The 17,855-nt window shown below is 38.5% G+C and carries 17 protein-coding genes and 1 other RNA gene; all 18 read right to left on the bottom strand.

What is annotated here, in order from left to right; all coding sequences use genetic code 11:
* Positions 1-382 (bottom strand): type II secretion system protein GspG (locus PHN32_02140; protein MDD3776395.1); only part of this gene is annotated, 382 nt, incomplete at its 3' end.
* A gap of 218 nt (positions 383-600) precedes the next feature.
* Positions 601-1,821: a type II secretion system F family protein gene (locus PHN32_02135; GenBank protein MDD3776394.1), complete on the bottom strand. Its 1,221-nt coding sequence runs from the start codon at positions 1,819-1,821 to the stop codon at positions 601-603.
* Positions 1,822-1,826: 5 nt separating this feature from the next.
* The gene (locus PHN32_02130; protein MDD3776393.1) at positions 1,827-2,882 is read right to left on the bottom strand and encodes a type IV pilus twitching motility protein PilT; all 1,056 of its coding nucleotides are present in this window, start codon (positions 2,880-2,882) and stop codon (positions 1,827-1,829) included.
* On the bottom strand, positions 2,869-3,747 hold the full coding sequence (gene aroE, locus PHN32_02125) for a shikimate dehydrogenase (protein ID MDD3776392.1): 879 nt from the start codon (positions 3,745-3,747) through the stop codon (positions 2,869-2,871). Before aroE ends, PHN32_02130 begins: the two co-directional genes overlap by 14 nt.
* Before the next feature lie 6 nt (positions 3,748-3,753).
* Positions 3,754-4,026, bottom strand: coding sequence for an acylphosphatase (locus PHN32_02120; protein ID MDD3776391.1), 273 nt, complete (start codon positions 4,024-4,026; stop codon positions 3,754-3,756).
* Positions 4,027-4,058: 32 nt separating this feature from the next.
* Positions 4,059-5,288, bottom strand: a complete 1,230-nt coding sequence (locus PHN32_02115; GenBank protein ID MDD3776390.1) for a U32 family peptidase — start codon at positions 5,286-5,288, stop codon at positions 4,059-4,061.
* The gene (locus PHN32_02110) at positions 5,285-5,920 is read right to left on the bottom strand and encodes a methyltransferase domain-containing protein (protein MDD3776389.1); all 636 of its coding nucleotides are present in this window, start codon (positions 5,918-5,920) and stop codon (positions 5,285-5,287) included. Before PHN32_02110 ends, PHN32_02115 begins: the two co-directional genes overlap by 4 nt.
* The gene (gene mltG / locus PHN32_02105; GenBank protein MDD3776388.1) at positions 5,892-6,887 is read right to left on the bottom strand and encodes an endolytic transglycosylase MltG; all 996 of its coding nucleotides are present in this window, start codon (positions 6,885-6,887) and stop codon (positions 5,892-5,894) included. The genes PHN32_02110 and mltG overlap by 29 nt, the downstream gene beginning before the upstream one ends.
* Complete coding sequence (ruvX, locus tag PHN32_02100) at positions 6,877-7,266, bottom strand: Holliday junction resolvase RuvX (GenBank protein ID MDD3776387.1); 390 nt, start codon at positions 7,264-7,266, stop codon at positions 6,877-6,879. Before ruvX ends, mltG begins: the two co-directional genes overlap by 11 nt.
* Positions 7,257-9,941: an alanine--tRNA ligase gene (gene alaS, locus PHN32_02095; protein MDD3776386.1), complete on the bottom strand. Its 2,685-nt coding sequence runs from the start codon at positions 9,939-9,941 to the stop codon at positions 7,257-7,259. The genes ruvX and alaS overlap by 10 nt, the downstream gene beginning before the upstream one ends.
* Before the next feature lie 27 nt (positions 9,942-9,968).
* A non-coding RNA gene (gene ssrS, locus PHN32_02090) (6S RNA) lies at positions 9,969-10,153 on the bottom strand.
* A 61-nt stretch (positions 10,154-10,214) separates the two neighbouring features.
* A complete protein-coding gene (locus PHN32_02085) occupies positions 10,215-10,478 on the bottom strand; it encodes a BMC domain-containing protein (GenBank protein ID MDD3776385.1) in 264 nt (87 codons plus the stop codon).
* 18 nt (positions 10,479-10,496) lie between these two features.
* Positions 10,497-11,681 carry a dihydrodipicolinate synthase family protein gene (locus PHN32_02080; protein MDD3776384.1) on the bottom strand — a complete coding sequence of 395 codons (1,185 nt, stop codon included), beginning with the start codon at positions 11,679-11,681 and terminating at the stop codon, positions 10,497-10,499.
* Between the two features lie 18 nt (positions 11,682-11,699).
* Positions 11,700-12,668 (bottom strand): C-terminal binding protein, encoded by a 969-nt coding sequence (locus PHN32_02075; GenBank protein MDD3776383.1) that lies wholly within the window; start codon positions 12,666-12,668, stop codon positions 11,700-11,702.
* A gap of 139 nt (positions 12,669-12,807) precedes the next feature.
* Positions 12,808-14,280 carry an aldehyde dehydrogenase family protein gene (locus PHN32_02070; GenBank protein ID MDD3776382.1) on the bottom strand — a complete coding sequence of 491 codons (1,473 nt, stop codon included), beginning with the start codon at positions 14,278-14,280 and terminating at the stop codon, positions 12,808-12,810.
* A gap of 19 nt (positions 14,281-14,299) precedes the next feature.
* Positions 14,300-15,643 carry a hypothetical protein gene (locus PHN32_02065; protein MDD3776381.1) on the bottom strand — a complete coding sequence of 448 codons (1,344 nt, stop codon included), beginning with the start codon at positions 15,641-15,643 and terminating at the stop codon, positions 14,300-14,302.
* A 48-nt stretch (positions 15,644-15,691) separates the two neighbouring features.
* Positions 15,692-16,411 carry a FadR/GntR family transcriptional regulator gene (locus PHN32_02060; protein MDD3776380.1) on the bottom strand — a complete coding sequence of 240 codons (720 nt, stop codon included), beginning with the start codon at positions 16,409-16,411 and terminating at the stop codon, positions 15,692-15,694.
* A gap of 110 nt (positions 16,412-16,521) precedes the next feature.
* The gene (locus PHN32_02055; GenBank protein ID MDD3776379.1) at positions 16,522-17,853 is read right to left on the bottom strand and encodes an FGGY family carbohydrate kinase; all 1,332 of its coding nucleotides are present in this window, start codon (positions 17,851-17,853) and stop codon (positions 16,522-16,524) included.
* Positions 17,854-17,855: the final 2 nt, after the last annotated feature.

Below are 17,855 nucleotides of genomic sequence, written 5' to 3'. Positions count from 1 at the left end.
GGATGTCATCATCATTTCCGCTAGTGCCATCTGCACCATTGCTGGTTAAAGTGTAACCCGTATCAGTAGCACTGTAGCTATAAGCATTATCCCAAGCATCAGTGGTGGGCATGTTAGCCATATAGTCCACTAAATCTGTAGCCAAGGCATCAATATCGCTACTGGCAGGGTAAGACTCGTTATCGGCTTGATATAGCTCCAAAGCAGTAGCAATGTTTCTCATTTCATTTTCAGTAGCTGACTTCCGGGCACGGTTACGCAGTGCCATATAGCTGGGAACAGCAATTCCGGATAGTACAGCCAATATAATTACCACTATGAGCAACTCCACCAAGGTGAAACCTCTTTGATCCCTATGCAGATATTCATATAACCTTCTCATTCTACCTCCCTTAAATAAAAATGCTTTTGGCCTTTAATTATTACTTGTTACTTCAATAGTAAAATAAAAAAATATATTTTTTATATATAATAATAAATATAAATATATATCTATATTATACTATTTATTAAATATAGAATATATTTATAAATAGATTATTTAAATAATAATTTAACATATTATTTTAGAATGTCAAGAAATTTATTGGGAATTTTCTATTAACTTATATACTGATAAACATTAAACAGAGGCAGGTATAAGGAGAGGACTATTATGGCCACCATAACCGCTACCACTAGCAGCATAACCGGCTCCAGCACGGTTATGATAGTGTCAATGGAGGAAGATACTTCCTGATCGTAGAAATCAGCTACCTTGATTAGGATATTGTCCAGCGAACCTGACCGTTCCCCTACTGCCACCATTTGTACCATCATAGGGGTAAATACTTTATACTTGGACATAGGGATAGAAATGCTTTCTCCCTCGCTAATGTTGTTCTTTATATCTTCCAGGGCATTATCAATGATAGAGTTATCGGATACACCCTTAATGATATCCAGGGCCCTAAGCAGGGGGACTCCAGCCGAAATCAAGGTTCCGAAAATACGTGAAAACCTAGCCAGGGCGATTTTTTTAATGATTTCACCTATTTTGGGGATGCTGATCTTAAAATTATCAATGATATATTTTCCCCGGGGAGTAGCTATAAATTTTTTGAAGGCAAGCCTTCCTCCCAGGACTAAAATTATTAATATGATGTAGGTGTACCATTTTTTGAAAAGATCCCCAATAGAAATGATGGCTTTGGTTAAAACTGGAAGCTCAGCCCCCAGTTCTTCATATATCCCTTGGAAAGTAGGGACAATAAAAATAATAATAGCGGCCATGATAATTACAGCAAAACCTAAAACAAACTTGGGATAAGCTGTTTTATTATTAATCTGCAGGCGTATATTCTCTTCCTTCTCTAAAAAATTAGCTAATTTGTCCAGTGTCTGGTCCAATACCCCTGCTGATTCACCAGCGCTTATCATGCTTATATACAGTTTGGTAAATAATTGGGGATGTTTGGCCATTGATTCAGATAAGGTCAGTCCGGATTCAATGCTCCGCCTTATATTTAAGATAATTTCAGAAAACTTTTTATTGGTGGTCTGTTCCCTCAGTACTTCCAAAGATTCTATTAAGGACATTCCGGAAGAGATAAGGGTAGAGAATTGGCGGGTAAAAACCCCCAGGTCTCTTAATTTTATGCGATTAAGAAAACCAATATCAAAACTTATATTTTTAAATGATGGTTTTGCTTCTTTTACCTCAATGACAAAATAGTTCATCTCTTTTAATCTTGCTAAAACAGCTTCCTGGCTGGGAGAGTCCATAGTATCTTCAATCAGTTCCCCCTGGCTGTTTCTTGCTCTAAAATTATAGGAAGCCATATATTTTAACCCAGCATCCTTTCCATATCCTCTCTATGGTGGCATTTCTCCAAAGCAATCTCCCTGGAAATCAAGCCTTTCCGGTATAAATCAGCTAAAGACATGTCCATAGTTATCATTCCCCGCCTGCCACCAGACTGGATAGCAGAATAGATTTGATGTGTTTTCATTTCCCTAATCAAGTTTCTAATAGCAACATTGCTGAACATTAATTCCACAGCAGGTACCCTCCCCTGGTTATCGATAGTGGGAATAAGTTGCTGAACCAGAACGGCTTTTAATGTACCTGAAAGCTGTATCCTGACCTGTTGCTGCTGATGAGGGGGAAATATATCTACTACTCGATCCAGGGTTTGGGCTGCATCTTGGGTATGGAGAGTAGAAAAGACAAGATGACCGGTCTCAGCAGCAGTCAAGGCGCTGGAGATGGTTTCCAGATCCCTCATCTCGCCTACTAAAATAATATCCGGGTCTTCCCTTAACACGTATTTTAAAGCATTGGCAAAGGATTTAGTGTCAGAGCCTACTTCCCTTTGGGAAATTAAACTTTTTTTATGTTTATACAGGTATTCTATTGGATCTTCAATAGTTATAATATTTTCTACCCGGTTTTCATTAATAAGGTCAATGATAGCAGCCAAAGTAGTAGATTTACCACTACCTGTAGGACCGGTTACCAGCACCAATCCGCGGGGGTAAGCAGCAAATTCCTTAATTTGGGGAGGCAACCGCAGTTCTTCTATAGTAGCAATTTTTGCTTTAATAACTCGGAAAGCAGCACTTAAGCTATTCCTCTGGAAAAAATAATTAACCCTGAATCTGCTAATTCCGGGTAGGGAATAAGAAAAATCCAATTCCTTCTCTGCAAACAGGTGGTTCTTTTGGTGCTCATCTATAATATTTAGTAATAAGGATTTAATCTGTTCAGAGCCCAGTTCCTGTAAGTTATCTGTTTTTACAAGCTTACCGTTTATCCTAAATATGGGAGGTTGGAAAGCAGCTATATGAATATCGGAAGCATTTAATTGCACTGCTTCTTTTAGTATTTCATTTAAATCCATGCAAACCTCCGTTTTGGATCAATTTTTTTAATTTTTTATTAATTTCTTCGGTATCTGGTATATTATCCTGGCTAAACCATATTTTAAAAGAGAATGCAGCCTGGCTTAACAGAATATCCCAACCATTTATGAGTACGGCTTTCTGTTTTTTAGCTTTTACTGCCAGCAAGGTTTCCACTGGTTTGTAAACCATTTCTACTACAAATTTACCATATAGGTCCCAATTTTCCGGTATGGGCATTTTATTCCCTAAATTATCGTCTATGGTCATACCTATGGGAGTGCAATTTATTATAAGGTTAATTTCTTTAACATTTACATTATTCAAATATTTTATTATCTCTATTCTATCATCATTATTAAATAATTTTCTAATATTTTTTGCACGATCCAGGCTGCGATTGTATATATATATTTTTTTTATTTTTTTAGTTAGCAAACCATATATGCTGCTTCTGGCCGCTCCCCCTGCTCCTAGAACCAAAGCTTGTGAGGATTTCCATTTAAAATCTTTGTTTTTAAGGCAATTAATTAAACCGTTAATATCAGTATTAAAACCCTTGGTTTTAAACCCGGGTAATATTTTGACTGTATTTACTGATTCAGTGGCAGCGGCGGCCTCGCTCAAGCTATCTACTTTTCTGTATGCTTCTTGTTTGTAGGGCATAGTCACATTAAAACCAATGAAATTCATGGCTACCATACCATCGAAGACACAGTCAAAATGGTCAGGGCTAAATTCAAAAGCAACATAGGCAGCATTATATTGTGCTTTTTTTATAAAATAATTATGAATTGCCGGCGAGAGACTGTGGCGGCAGGGATATCCGACCACGGCCAGCATTCTGGTATTAGAATCAATCATAGTAGTTTAAAATTTTATATCAAAAGAATAATAATTTTTAGGATTAACAATAGGCTGGATCTGAACATCCGTAACAACTGAATAAGCAGGGCCTTTCTTTATTTCTTCTATAAACTGCTCTAACTCCTCTTCTTCCCCCTGTCCCAGTATTTCAACTTTATAATCAGGGGTATTGCACACATATCCTTTTATATTATATTTATGAGCCCTGGATTCAGTAAAATAACGGAAGCCCACTCCTTGCACTCTTCCCGATAGCATTATTTTAAATGTTTTCATTTTACCGCTTTTAGCCTTTATTATAAACAGAATTATACCAGTTTAACTCTAAGCAGAGAATATTTGTCAATATTGCCTATACCGGGCAGCACTATCTCGTCATTAGGGTTGGCACAATCAATCTCCTGCCCTGCCTTATCATTAATAATTCTATTTACCTTTACCTCTACAGGATCTTTAAAAGGTTGTACTATATCCAGGATTTGTCCTAACTTAAATTGATTCTTAACAGATATGACAGGACCATTAAAATGGGCGCTGTAGTCTTTGTATACTCCCGCAAAGCTATATTTTTTTATATAACCTACATTATCGTTATCTTCAAGTTCCTGCCTTTCTTTTAAAAACATGAAACCCAAAGTGAAATTTCGATGAGATGCTTTATCCAGTTGTTGGATAAGATATTCTATTTTCTCCTGATCCAGCTTACTATCTTTAATGTAGTCCAGTGCCTTGCGGTAAACCCAGGTTACTTGGCCTACATAATTTTCAGTTTTCATCCTGCCTTCAATTTTGAGGCTATCTATCTTTAAATTCACCAAATCCTTTAACCGTGAAAGCAGGCAGAGATCCCTGGAATTGTAAATATAAGTGCCTGAATGGTCAGAAATAACAGGAAAAAATAGATTAGGCCTCTCTTCTTCCATAAGATAGTATTTCCATCTACAGCTATGGGCGCATTTTCCTTGATTGGCATCTCGGCCACTCATGTATTTGGATAGCATACAGCGACCTGAATAGGAAATACATAGGGCTCCATGGGCAAATACCTCTATTTCAATTTGGGCTTTACCTTTGATTTCCTTTAAATCATTAAAAGTAACTTCACGGGCCATATTTATTCTTTTTGCACCCAGTCTTGCCCAGAAGTTTACAGCCATACTGTTAGAGGTGTTGGCCTGGGTACTGATATGAATTAAAGCTTCAGGCCATAATTTTCTAACCAGGGCGAATACTCCGGTATCGGCTACTATTAAAGCATCAGGATTAATTGATTTCAGTTGCTCTATAAAATTGACCAAACTATCAAGCTGATTTTCTGCAACTATGGAATTTAGGGTAAAATATACTTTTACCTTTCTTTGGCGGGCATAATCTATTCCCTGTTTTAGCTGGTTAAAACTAAAATTGCCCCTGATACTGCGCAGGTTAAAATCCTTTCCCCCCACATAAACCGCATCTGCTCCATAATTTATAGCATATTTTAAGGTATTAAGGTTGTTTGCCGGAACTAATAATTCGGGCAGCTTTATATTATTCATAATAAAACCTCAGATACAGATAAACCGTCACCTATATTATAGATAGTACTATTAAAATTATTAGTATTTTTTATTAATTGCAAATAGTCTTTTATACCCTGGCCACTATTTTTATGGTGTTTATCTAAATTTGTCCCAGGTAGTCTATTTAAGTAAAAAATATTATCTGCTATGATATAGCCATGCCGTTTCACTTTTCCCATTAATGCCTGTAGGTAATCAGGGTATTGGTATTTGGCCCCATCGATAAATACCAAATCAAATTTCTGGTCTATTTCTGAAATTACAATCAAGGCATCACCGGTGATAATACTGATGTTTTTGGTATTGAAGTTCTCAGCCAGAAAGCTTTCTGCCTTTTCTGCCCTCTTTTTATTTAAATCAATACCGATATACGAGCCCTGCATTAGGTTTTCTATTAAAAAATAAGAGGAATATCCACAACCGCAGCCTATTTCCAATATGCTTTTTGGTTTCTTCAGCCAGCAAAAAAAACTGATAAAACTACCCGCTTCCGGTTTTAAGACTGGTATTTTCTCTTTAATTGCTTTCTTACGGTAATTTTCTAATATCCGTTGTTTTTCCTGATATTTTTCCCAAAAATTATGGGGAGTTGTTAATATTTTGTTCATGCTGGTCAAGCGTTGTTGAAAAAGAATGAGTATGCTTTTCTTCATCTGTAACTACAAAATAAAGGTAATCTACATCTGCTGGTGAAAGGGCTGCCCGGATTGCTTCCAGGCCGGGATTACATATAGGTGTGGGTATCAGCCCTGCATATAGCCTGGTATTATAGGGCGAATCTGTTTGTAAGTCCGACACAGTTAAATCCTGGTCCCATTTATCAAGGCCATATCTTATGGTAGCATCAATGCCCAAAGGCATACCTATTTCCAGTCGGTTATGAATTACTGCTGAAATCAGCTCTCTTTCTTCCGCTACATAGGCCTCCCTTTCAATTAAAGAAGCTATTATCAGTATCTGGTAAGGAGTCAAATCGTTTTGACCGGCCCAGGAATAATCAAGAGAACTAGTCTCTAATTGGTATTGGGAAATAAGAAGACCGATTATATCTTTAGCGGTATAATCAGCGGTTAATTCATAGGTTTTTGGAAACAAAAATCCTTCCAGGCTTTCGGCTCCTTCCAGAAAGGAATAATCATAATTTCCTATTTGCATAGCCTGTTCCATATCTGAAGAGTGGATAAAGGGAAGCTGTGCCACCCTTTCTTTTATTTGATCGAGCGTAAACCCTTCGGGTATAATTAGTTTATAGGTAACTATCTTGGGCCCTGCGGTAATAGTATCCAGCACAACTTCCATTTCAGAGCCAGTAATTAAAGTATAGGTCCCTGGAAGCAGTGCAGTTTCTTTTTGTTGCTGTTGAACGTAAAGCCGGAAAACAAAACCATTTTCTACTACTCCCTCGTCCTGTAAAAGCTGGGAAATCTGGGTAAGATTCATGCCTTCTTTAATCTCTATTTCTATTGGCATACCTTTTTCAATTTCAGGTTCTTTCTGGACAGCTACCAGGCTGCAGCTGGTAAAAATAATTAAGGCCAGCATTAAAATTATAATGGTAAAAATTTTATTTCTCATATCTGGTTATATAATCATTTAATATTACACAGGCAGAATATTTATCTATTTGCTTAGTCTTATCTTTTTTATTTTTAAATTCACAAAGCTTGGTGCTAAACCTTTCATCATATTGGACTATAGGCAAACCATGGGGTTTAATATATTTGTCTATAAAATCAATTACTTTTTTACCTTGATAACCAATTTCACCTTTAAGGTTAAAGGGAATACCCACTATTATTTTTTCAATTTTATGCTCATCTATAATTTTTTTTAAGCTTTCTGCAATCATATGGTCATGAGGAAGTACGGAATGAGGAATAGCCATCTTGATATCTTTTTTGCTTATGGCGACACCAATATTCTTGTCCCCTATATCAAGGCTCATCAATCGCATTGCTCTAGTATCCTTTGTTTGGAAAAATTAATAGCCTCATCAATTTTTGATAACTGTGAACCACCGGATTGGGCAAAATCTGGTTTACCTCCTCCCCCTCCATTCAGTAATTTACCGCTCTCTTTGGCAATTTTACCCAGGTTTAGACCTTTTTTCACTAAATCTGGTGTTGCTTGCAGTATCAAGACAGGCTTATTGTTTACAGCATGTCCCAGTATTATAACCGTAGATTTTTGCTGATTTAAATCCTTAATCTGGTCCCCTATATCAGCTAACGACTGGGCATCTAAACCATGAGCTAAAGGATTATGGATTAAATTTTGGGCAATTATCTTTATTTTTTTGCCATCCTGTCCAGCAGGAAGTTTGGAGCTTATATCATCCCTTAATTGCTTTATTTTTATATTTTCCATCTGGGCTGAAAGCTGATCATAACTATTTTTTAATGCCTCTATACCCTTAATAACTTCTAGCTGGTCTACCCCTAAAATCCTAGCAGCCATATCTGCCTGTATGGCTTTTTGCTTTAACATATTATAAGCATGCATGCCAGTTATTGCTTCAATTCTCCTTGTATTGGCACCTATGCTGCTCTCAGAAATAATTTTAAACAACCCTAATTCTCCGGTTCTGCTTACATGGGTTCCGCCACATAGTTCCCGGCTATAATTATCAATCTCTACTACTCTTACAAAATCACCATATTTTTCATCAAAAAGGGCAATCGCCCCTATTTCCTGGGCATATTCCTTGCTGGTTTCAAAAATCTTGACTATATCATTATTTTGTATTTTAGCATTAACCATCATCTCTACCTTGTCCAACTGTTCCTTGGTAGGAGCCTGATAGCATAAAAAATCAAACCTGAAGCGGCTGTTTTCCACAGACGACCCAGCTTGATTAATTTCTGCCCCCAACACTGCCTTAAGGGCCCAATGCAGCAGGTGGGTAGCAGTATGGTTCTTACTTATATCTTTGCGGAAACTTATTTCTACCTCAGCTTCTACCATATCACCAATATTAACCGTACCCTTACTTACCCTTCCCTGGTGAATATATACCCCTTCTACCGGAACCTGGGTGTCTTCTACTTCAAATAAAAATTTATCTGTATAAATTTTGCCCTTATCTCCAGCCTGGCCGCCTTTTTCAGCATAGAAGGGTGTAGATTTTAATATGATTTCACCCTTTTGTCCTTCTTTTAAGCTGCCCACTATTGATAACTCTTGCTTAGGGCTTGTTTCAAATAGTTGAGTCACCTGAGTAGAGGTATGAAGAGCCTGATATCCAGTAAAGTCAGCTGAACACTTCCTAGCTGTTTCCTTATAAAGATCAAGCTTATGGTCCACTTTTTTATCAAATACGGTCTGCTGTTTGGATTTAGCTACATGCTGTCTATAAAAATGTTCAAACTGGTCCATATCCAGTTTAAGATTATTTTCCTGGAGTATTTCCCTGGTCACTTCTACCGGAAAACCATAGGTTTCATAAAGCCTGAAAGCATCCTTGGGGTCAATGTAATCATTTTTATGAAATTTTAAGTTTTCTATAGTAGAAGCCAAAACCTTACTTCCCTGCTTTAGGGTTTTGGAAAACCTTTCTTCTTCATCGCTTATTATTTTAAAAGCAAATTTCTGTTTGGCTGCCAATTCGGGATAGGGTCCCTTATAGTTATCTATCAGCACTTGCCCTAAATCATTTAAAAAATAACCTTTTATGCCCAATAGTTTCCCAAACCTGATAGCCCTTCTTATAATTCTTCTAAGTATATAACCACGGCCTTCATTAGCCGGTATAACCCCGTCAGCTATCAAAAAATAAATTGCCCGGCAATGATCAGCTACAACCCTTAAAGCCCTCTGGTATTCTTGGGGAGACAGGTTACTGCTAACATGATCGGACAAATCCTTGATTTTATTAATAATAGGGCTAAATAATTTTGTATCAAAAACAGATAATTTTCCCTCCAGAACCGCGGCAATTCTTTCCAGGCCCATTCCAGTATCAATATTTTTAGAAGGGAGCTCTACGTATTCTTTGCCGTTAAAATTATATTGTGTAAAGACCAGGTTCCAAATTTCTAGAAATCTTCCGCAATCACAGGACGGGCTGCAATCTTTTTTACCGCACCCCACTTCCGGACCAAAATCGTAATATATCTCAGTACAAGGGCCACAGGGACCTGTATCACCGGCAGGACCCCAGAAATTTTCAGATTTACCGTATTCAACGATTCTTTTCTTGCTGATTCCTTCTTCTAACCAAAGACTATGGGCTTCATGGTCACGGGGAAGATTACCTTCTCCTTTAAATATGGCCACCCATAACCTGTCTATTTTTAAATCAAGGTAATTAATAATAAAATCCAGGGCGAAATTTATAGCTTCCTTCTTGAAATAATCACCAAAGGAAAAATTTCCCAGCATTTCAAAAAAGGTAAGATGCCTATCGGTGTATCCCACGCTATCAATATCACTGGTTCTAAAACATTTCTGTACGGTAGAAATTCTGGTTTTAGGAGGTTTTTTAATTCCCAAATAATAAGGTTTAAAAGGTTGCATTCCTGCTGTGGTAAGCAACACACTGGGATCATCTTCAGGAACTAGGCTGGCAGACGGCAATACTAGATGCCCTTTTTGCTTAAAATAGTTTAAAAATTTTTCTCTTATATCCATAAAAAAATCAAACGTTCTTAATAAAATGGATACCCCATTCGGCCGTAATTATTGGAAGTTTTTTATGCCCTGCCTCAGCAGGTGGATGCCCTCCTAGCTGTTTTATAAGTCCCGCAATAACACGGGCATTTATGCCGCAGATGAAGTTTGGGCTTCCAAAGTTAATTTGTTGGCACAAAAATTAACTCTAATTACGTACCAAACAGCGTATCCATTTTGATGTTATCATAATTCAAGTCTTAATTCAATAAACGCCGCAGCACCCAAAATCAGTTAAATTATTTTTGATGTTTCCTCATGGGGCCTAGGTATAACATGTACAGATACTACCTCCCCCACTCTCTTGGCGGCAGCAGAACCTGCATCTACAGCAGCTTTTACTGCCCCTACATCACCTTCAACTATGACTGTAACTAATCCTCCGCCTACATAAGCTTTAGAAATTAGAGTTACATTGGCTGCCTTCACCATGGCATCAGCAGCTTCTATGGACCCTACCAGCCCTCTGGTCTCAATTAAACCTAATGCTTTATTCATATCTTAATCCTTTCTTTATTATTGGCCCAGAACCTTCTTAATAGTCTGTGCAATTATTTCCTGAAGCTGAGCTTCATCTATATTTTCCTTATTGCCTATAGGTGTAGCCTGCTGGGCACTATCGGTGGAAACACTGTCGCAAGGTACTACCTTGCATTCAACATCGCCATCACACATACCGCATACTACACAATCACTATATTTTTTAATACCTGCTGTGGTTTCGCTGGCCATGGGGGCAGGATAACTTAGCTTGGCCCTTATATCACTGCCTTCCCTGTATTTAAGGGAAACTCCTGTGAAATATTTATCCATAAGGTTTTCCATTTCCAGCTCTAACCTGGTTTTTAAATCAGCAATCTTAGCCATTTCCTGGGGGGGATAGTTCATCATAGGAGGTCCTGTATTTATGCCCCTAACATCCAAAGCCTCTTTAAATCCCTGAGGAAAGTTTACAGATTTCATTTCCCTGATCAAGGGAAGGATTGCAAACTGCAAATTGGCAGCATTCTGGGTGTTTTGGTTTAGGAAGTTCTTATATATGCCCACCATAAATTCAGGCATAATACCTGCAGTAGCAGTCATGCAGCCCCTGCCGCCCATCATTAATGCTGGTAGAAGTATTTCCTCTGCACCTACCAATACCCTGAAATCAGGGTTTACCTTTCTGGTCATTTCGATCAAGTTCATAACATTAACCATATTGCCAGAAGAATCCTTTATTCCAACTACATTAGGCATATTGCACAGGTTTTCTGCCATTTGGGGAGTAACTTCATTGGCAAAGAATGGAATATTGTATAAAAAGATAGGAATATCTACCGATTCTGCTACTTTTCTTAAGTGACCTTCTACTACTTCCTTGGTATTCTGGAAAAAGTAAGGCCCATGCAAAACTACTCCTGAGCAGCCTTTTTCCTTAGCATAATTTGCTATCTCTACTGATTTATGGTGACAAGTAGCCCCGGAACCCGGTATTACATCTACCCTGCCCCTGGCTTCATCTACCACGACATCAATTAAAAACTTTCTTTCACCCATATCCATATGGGTATACTCACCACAAGAAGCTACCGGAAATAAACCGTCAACCCCTTTATCAATCAAAAAATTAACGAACCTTCTTACCTCTACTTCATTTATTTTCCCCTGCTCGTCAAAGGGGGTAAGCATTGCTACGATTACGCCTTCAGGTATATCCATAAACTATACTCCTTTCAACTACCGATTAACCACATTTTGTGGGTTATCATCTTTTAAAACTTTTACAATATTCAAGGCGGTTTTGTATTTTAAATCCTCAATGGAAGATTCAGAATAGAAAGCGGCATGAGGAGTTACTATTACATTATCCAGCTTAACCAGCTCATTATCTATTCCAGGCGGTTCCTGTTCCAATACATCCAATCCTGCTCCAGCTATATGGCCGTGAATTAAAGCCAGATACAAAGCTTCTGTATTTATTATGCCGCCCCTGGAGGTATTCACAATAAAAGAGGTAGGCTTCATCATTTGGAATTCTCTCTGGTCAAACATGTGAAAGGTGGAATCATTTAAAGGACAGTAAATAGAAAGGAAATCTGAATTATGAATTATTTCATAAAAACTAGCCATTTCCAAGCCAAACTGGTCTTTTATTTCCTGGCTTACATAAGGATCATATATTAGTACTTTGCCAAAAAGGGCCTTTACCTTGGGGTAAAGGTTTTGAGGAATCTTTCCGAACCCTATGATACCCAGTATCTGCCTTTTAAAATTAAATACAGGTTTAGATGTCCCTACTGCATCCCATACCCCTGATTTTACGGCTTTGGTTAAATCTACTATTTTTCTTCCCAAAGACATAATCAAAGCTAAGCTATGGTCAGCTACTTCATCCAAGCAGTAATCAGGGACATTACATACTTTTATTCCCTTTTGGGTAGCTGCCGATAAGTTGATGGTATCTACCCCTATACCATACCTGGATATTACTTTGCATTTCTGCATAGCCGCAATTACCTTATCGGATATGGGAGCATACTGCACTATTAAACCATCAGCGTCTGCGCATTCTGCGGTTAGCTTGTCCTCATCTTTGCTTTGTAGCTCTACTATATCACAATCCATTTGTGACAAGACTTCTTTTTCAATAGCTACATCTTCGAAATCATAATCAGTAAAAACTACTTTAAAACGGTTATCATTCATTTATACCAGCCCTTACTAAAGCATATGTTGTACTGTTAAATTATAAAAATTAGCTAATACTATTATAATTCTAATCTATTTGCAAACAATAATAGCCCAGGGAGGGGCTGCCTGCAACCCCTCCCTGCTAATTTTTACTTTAGAATCCGTAGTAATTGCCTTCTTCGCCCAAGAAAAGAACATTGTTCTTGCACTTCAGGTATTCCATAAGGCCGACTTCTCCGCCTTCTCTACCGATTCCGCTTAATTTATTGCCCCCATAAGAAGCTTCGATCTTAGACATAACATTTGTGTTCATCCATACTATACCGGCATCCAATGTTCTGGTAGCTTTGATAAGCTTTCTAACATTCTCGCTCCAAATAGTAGCACCCAGGCCGTATACAGTATCATTGGCAAGTTCCAGAGCTTCTTCAAAGGTTTTATATTTCATTACGGTTACCACTGGCCCAAATATTTCTTCCTGTACGCATTCCATACTGTTATCGTTGACTTCCAGCACTGTAGGAGGATAGAAGAATCCTTTATCAAATACTCCACCAGTTACCCTTTGGCCTCCACATAATAGTTTAGCGCCGTCTTTTACAGCTCTTTGTACGTAACCGTCAATAGTTTTATACTGATTCTCATCTATCAAGGCTCCCATCCTGGTTTCAGGATCCATGATATCGCCAATCTTCATGGAATTACATCTTTTTACCAGCAGGTCTACAAACTCATCATAAATGTCTTCATGGGCATATAGCCTGGTGGAAGCACAGCAAACTTCTCCTTGCATGAAACAGAATCCTAATATGAGAGAATTAACTGCATCGCTCACTTTGCAGTCAGGCTCAGCAATGAAGGGGCCTTTGCCGCCCAGCTCTAGAATTACTTTCTTTAAGTTTGATTCAGCAGCAGCCTGCATGCATCTTCTGCCCACAGCAGTAGAGCCAGTAAAAGAAATCATGTCTATATCAGGATGTACCAGCATGGCTTCCCCGGTAACACTCCCTGACCCAGATACAATATTTAACACACCTTCAGGATAACCGGCTTCCAAGAAAATTTCACCCAGCATCTGGCAGGTGATGGGAGCCATACTGGAAGCTTTTAAAACTACGGTATTTCCTGCAGATAACGCAGGGCATATGGTTCTGGTACCAATATGTATGGGGAAGTTCCAGGGAATAATTGAGCCTACTACGCCATAAGGCTCCCAGGTTTCATAACATAATGTTTCTCCCCCAGCAATAGGTACTTCATCTCCCCTGATTTGCCTGGCCTTATTGGAGAAATACTCCATAGCCATAAAAGCATAAGGTAAATCAGTATTGACTGTTTCATGAATGGGTTTCCCTACATCCTTAGCTTCCCATTCTGCCAGTTCCTGATGCCTTCTCTTCATTATTTCCAAAGCTTTCATCATCAGGTCAGCTCTCTGATCACCGCTCATAGCAGCCCATTTAGGGGCAGCAGCTTTAGCTGCAGCTACTGCCTTGTTTACATCATTTTCGGAAGCAGCTGCAAGTTTTGCCAGTTCCTCGCCCGTAGCGGGGCAATAGGAAATAAAGGTTTTGCCATTTTCGGCATCAACCCACTGGTTGTTGATAAACAGCTTAAATTCTTTCATCTTTCCTCCTTGCTAATATTTATTTTTGTACAACAAAAGGTATTTGCATCAGCTTTGCAAATTCTTCCAGTTCCTCTAAAATATCACCGTAAACCAATCCATTATGATGAGGAATACCATTCCTGAGAAGTGACTCTACAAATTCGAAATTTCCACCTTTCATCTTTATGCAAAGGTTGCTGCCCTTCAGCAAGGGCTCGGTTTCAATTACTTCTCCAATACCTGCATGAATAGCATATTCCCCTCTTATTGAATTGAGCCTGCACACTGTAGCCACTCCGCCCTTTAAAGAATCTGTCTCTGCTAATCCCCCAAATACCCTTTCTATTTTGGTTTTCTTGTAAGACAGATTATAAGGTGAATTTCCACAGTGCCAGAAAAGTAATGCATCCAGGTCATCTATAATATTTACAAAGTCTGCAAACCAGGGAGTACTTCCAGCAAGCACATATTGCAGCATTAAAGTTAAAGATCCATCAACATCGTTTTCACAGGAAGCCATAATACCTTCAGCATTGCAACGGCCGTTAGCAGGACAAATAGGAGTTTTGTCTATGTCCCTTAATTCAGGCCAGCAATCAGGTGCATAAGATTTTAGATTCTTTTCTTCCACTACCTTTTTAACTGCAAGATATACTCTGGATAGCCCTCTTGATTCCTCCAAATCTTTTTCTGCAATCTCGAATATCTGTTTTTGGGTTTCCATATCCTTATCAATTTCTTCTTCGCTAATTCCCTTAATTATATTAGAGAACTCATACATAGAAACCTTGGTGATAGTGGTGCCGAATTTTTGTTTGATAGCCAGCTCATCAAAATCAGAAATTTCAAAGCCATCAGGCCTCATTCCAATTACCCCTATGGCTGCTTCCCTAAGATAAGCAATAGCAGTTACCGCTTTAATAAATTTTTGTACACCATGATTTGGCCTACCGCCTTTGGCATTGCCATAGACAAAAGAAAATGTCCTGCCGAAATTTTTAAAAATGCTGCCTGCAGGCATTGCTCCTACCATAGAGCCGGTAAAATTATGCTTGCTGGCGGCAAATTCTTCTATGCCCCAGATCAAGAAGGGGCAATCCATGTTTCTTACCAGCTCCACAGTGATGTCGCCTGTAGAGAAAGTACCATTGAATATAACTACGGCGTCTACAATTTCGGTTGTAAATAGTTTCCAAGCTTCATTAGCCAATGGCCTGGAATCCATGGGTTTAGGGAATTCAACCACTTCAGCCCCCATGCTTTCCAGCAATTCCCTGGCATCTTTAGCATAGCCGGAAGCAGTTTTTAGATCTTCTTCATCCAGAAAATCCAGGGCTAAATTAACAAACCCCAGCTTAACCTTTCTAAATTTAATTGCCATATTATCCTCCCGTTTTTTGATTATTTTATTAATAAATATTCTAATAGTTTAACTCATTAAAAAATCTGCCCTATTAATATCCTCCCTAATTTGCATAAGGTGGCTGGTCAGGGCTTTCTCTGCACCATCCACATCCTTATTCTTTATATGCTTATATATTTCCTTATGCCATTTTAATCCCCTATCTTTAGAACCAGGCACCTGGGCAGTGGTTTTTATGCCTTCCACCAGGATCTCAAAGATAAAATCAAATATATTTATTAATACCTTGTTTTGGGTACAATTAAAAATAGTTTTGTGAAATTCGTAATCTTCAAAATAATATAGGTCAATTTTGTTTTCCTGAAGGCATTTCTTGGTATTGTTTATATGTCTTTGAAGTTTTTCTAAATCTCCCGGTAAGGCATTAACTACTGCATCTCTAATGGCTGCAGTTTCTAAAATAAGTCTTACATTGACTAAATCAAAAAGCTCTTCCTTGGTTACAGTAAGATGGACTTTAGCCGGGTTCATAATGGACTCTATGGATAGTTCTGAAATAAAAGCCCCTTTGCAGGGCTTAATTTCAATTATATTGGATAGGCTTAGAGCCTGGAGGGCTTCCCTTACGCAACTTCTTCCCACCTTAAACCTTTTAGCTAGTTCTCTTTGGGAATGCATTTTATCATTGGGTTTTAACTGGCCTTTTTTTATTTGACTGATTAACTGGTCTATTACCATCTGAACGGTGCTTTTATTATTAACTGATTTTAAATCAGATTTGTTCATTGTATTATTTTAATAGGCAAACAAGTTACTCCACGCATACCAGTAATCCTAGCTGGTCATACCAGTTCATTGTAATCTATATTGAAAGCTTTTGTCAAAACCTTTTTAGCCTAATTAATTCCATTATTCATTTTTATGAGCATACCGGCCCCTATAAGGGTATTATTGGTAATGGTGGGCTCCAAAATATAAGGGTAAAATTTCTCTTTTTTAATTTGGGTTAGGAAACTGCTTCCTTTTCCAGTATACCTGATAATTTTATTAGTATTGGTTATTTGTTCAAACTGGTGCAGCGCTTTTTCCATAGGCTTGATGATACCATTTACCAGAGCCCTTAGCATATCTTCCCGTTCGGTACCCAAGGACAAGTTGCTAAAGGAACCTGCCTTCTGGCTAAAACTTAAACGGTCTCCAGCCAGGTAGGGCCTGAACTGGCATCTAATCTTATAATCATTTAATACCCGAGGAAGGTATTTACGGTAATAATAATCCTCATCCATTTCCCTGCAAAAATTTTTTCTAAACCATTCTACTGATGCTCCACCCGCTCCAATTATATTCATGCTAAGCCATTTTTGAGGGATAGGGTGAGTTCTAAGCAGCAGTCTTTTATCTACTGCCGGTTTATCCATGCACAATACCATCAGCTCTACTGTACCGGTGGAATTGAGAATCCGCCCATCTTCATTTACTCCTGCACCCACTGCGGCACAGGCAGTATCCGCAGCACCAATAGTAACCGGCACTCCCTGGGGAATGCCGGTTAGGTTATTTATTTGTCTGGTAATATTTCCTACTACCTGGTGTGAATAAAGAACCGGGGGCAGCTTATCCTTATCAATTCCTAAAGTACTTGCTAAATCCATATTCCAATCAGAATATCCTACCGTATTATAAAGACCGGTAAAGGATGCATTGCTGGGATCAATTCCAAACTTACCGGTAAACTGCCTGGCCAAAAAAGTATTGGTGTGACCCCACATATAAGTATCTTTATATACATCGGGCCAATTCTGCTTAATCCATAACATAGAGGTCAGGGATATCCCTCCGGGAAAAGGCAGATTGCCAGAATACTTTAAAAATTCTTCTTCTCCTATTAACTTCAAAGCCTGCTGAGCCTGCCGCACGCTCCGCCTGTCCAAGTGTATTATGGCATCTGTTAAGGGTTCACCCTCCTTATCTAAAGGCACTAGTCCTGGACAAAGAACTGAAAAAGCTACCCCTTTAATAACAGATAAATCTTCCCTTAACGGGGATAGAGCTTTTAGCAGTTTGGCCATTAAAAGCTTAAAATCAAGCGAAACTTCATCTTTTTTTTCAGCTTTAAAGCAATAGCTTTCACTGGCCTGCCTAACCAGGTTATATTCTTGGTCTACTATCCCTACCTTGACGCTGGAGGTACCAGCATCAATAGCCAAGTAGCAATCTGGCTTTTTCATTC

This window comes from Actinomycetota bacterium, from assembly GCA_028698215.1.
Classification (GTDB): Bacteria; Actinomycetota; Humimicrobiia; order Humimicrobiales; family Humimicrobiaceae; genus Halolacustris.
The sequence above is the reverse complement of the archived record's forward strand: the minus strand, read 5'-3'. Positions and strand labels throughout refer to the sequence as shown.

What these genes read in the sequence shown, in the direction of transcription:
- PHN32_02085 (MDD3776385.1), bottom strand. Translation starts at nt 10,478, where the DNA reads ATGAATAAAGCATTAGGTTTAATTGAGACCAGAGGGCTGGTAGGGTCC.
- PHN32_02130 (MDD3776393.1), bottom strand. Translation starts at nt 2,882, where the DNA reads ATGGATTTAAATGAAATACTAAAAGAAGCAGTGCAATTAAATGCTTCC.
- PHN32_02110 (MDD3776389.1), bottom strand. Translation starts at nt 5,920, where the DNA reads ATGAACAAAATATTAACAACTCCCCATAATTTTTGGGAAAAATATCAG.
- PHN32_02080 (MDD3776384.1), bottom strand. Translation starts at nt 11,681, where the DNA reads ATGGATATACCTGAAGGCGTAATCGTAGCAATGCTTACCCCCTTTGAC.
- ruvX (MDD3776387.1), bottom strand. Translation starts at nt 7,266, where the DNA reads ATGCGATTGATGAGCCTTGATATAGGGGACAAGAATATTGGTGTCGCC.
- PHN32_02060 (MDD3776380.1), bottom strand. Translation starts at nt 16,411, where the DNA reads ATGAACAAATCTGATTTAAAATCAGTTAATAATAAAAGCACCGTTCAG.
- aroE (MDD3776392.1), bottom strand. Translation starts at nt 3,747, where the DNA reads ATGATTGATTCTAATACCAGAATGCTGGCCGTGGTCGGATATCCCTGC.
- PHN32_02065 (MDD3776381.1), bottom strand. Translation starts at nt 15,643, where the DNA reads ATGGCAATTAAATTTAGAAAGGTTAAGCTGGGGTTTGTTAATTTAGCC.
- PHN32_02115 (MDD3776390.1), bottom strand. Translation starts at nt 5,288, where the DNA reads ATGAATAATATAAAGCTGCCCGAATTATTAGTTCCGGCAAACAACCTT.
- PHN32_02055 (MDD3776379.1), bottom strand. Translation starts at nt 17,853, where the DNA reads ATGAAAAAGCCAGATTGCTACTTGGCTATTGATGCTGGTACCTCCAGC.
- PHN32_02135 (MDD3776394.1), bottom strand. Translation starts at nt 1,821, where the DNA reads ATGGCTTCCTATAATTTTAGAGCAAGAAACAGCCAGGGGGAACTGATT.
- mltG (MDD3776388.1), bottom strand. Translation starts at nt 6,887, where the DNA reads ATGAGAAATAAAATTTTTACCATTATAATTTTAATGCTGGCCTTAATT.
- PHN32_02070 (MDD3776382.1), bottom strand. Translation starts at nt 14,280, where the DNA reads ATGAAAGAATTTAAGCTGTTTATCAACAACCAGTGGGTTGATGCCGAA.
- PHN32_02120 (MDD3776391.1), bottom strand. Translation starts at nt 4,026, where the DNA reads ATGAAAACATTTAAAATAATGCTATCGGGAAGAGTGCAAGGAGTGGGC.
- PHN32_02075 (MDD3776383.1), bottom strand. Translation starts at nt 12,668, where the DNA reads ATGAATGATAACCGTTTTAAAGTAGTTTTTACTGATTATGATTTCGAA.
- alaS (MDD3776386.1), bottom strand. Translation starts at nt 9,941, where the DNA reads ATGGATATAAGAGAAAAATTTTTAAACTATTTTAAGCAAAAAGGGCAT.